1 protein-coding gene is annotated in these 852 nt (G+C 30.8%); it reads left to right on the top strand.

Translation table 11 applies throughout. The features are described from left to right. Positions 1 to 122: 122 nt before the first annotated feature. The coding region (locus G5B32_RS16930; protein ID WP_165292670.1) for an IS982 family transposase at positions 123 to 852 on the top strand (730 nt) is incomplete at its 3' end.

Here is an 852-nt window from a genome sequence, read left to right as displayed (position 1 = left end):
AACTTAACGTGAGTTCGGGATAAGGAAAAAGATTAAAAATCTTAATTAAAAACATAAAAAAGGCTTGATTTAATAATGTATATAATTGACAATCAATTATATACATTATTAAATCAAGCCCTATGTTGAGAGATAAAGTTATAGAAATATTCGTTAAAGTGGATGATTTTTGCAAAGAAATTCAACCCATATTAGAAGAAAAGCGAATTGAAGATAAAAAATTAGGAAAAAGATGTCGTAAAACTGGATTGTGTGAGAGTGAGTTGATTAGTTTAATGGTTCTTTTTCATAGTGGACAATTTAGTAATCTGAAGTCCTTTTATGTCCATTATGCACTACCTCATTTGAAAGATTTGTTTCCTGGCATGACCTCTTATAATCGCTTTGTTGAACTTCAACCTCGATGTGCTGTTGTGTTTATGTTGTTTGTAAAAATGAAGTGCTTGGGCAAGAGTGAAGGAATCAATTTTATAGATTCTACACATATCAAGGTATGTCACAACAGAAGGATTCATCAGCACAAAGTTTTTAGAGATACAGCCGAACGAGGACAATGTTCAATAGGGTGGTTCTATGGATTTAAACTTCATCTTATTATTAATGATAAAAGCGAAATTCTTTCATTTTACCTTACTAAAGGCAATATTGACGACCGAAACCTAAAACATATGATGGATATGACCAAAGATATTTTTGGTAAATTATATGGAGATAAAGGCTATATATCAAAAGCTATGGCTGATATTCTTTGGAGTAACGGAATACAAATGGTAACAAAACCTAGAAAAAATATGAAGGGATTAAATCTTTCTCAGACAGATAAAATTATGCTACGAAAACGAGCTATAATTG

Origin of the sequence: Sphingobacterium sp. SGL-16 (assembly GCF_011043515.1) — a bacterium.
Classification (GTDB): Bacteria; Bacteroidota; Bacteroidia; order Sphingobacteriales; family Sphingobacteriaceae; genus Sphingobacterium; species Sphingobacterium litopenaei.
This window is presented reverse-complemented; position numbering and strand designations above follow the sequence as displayed.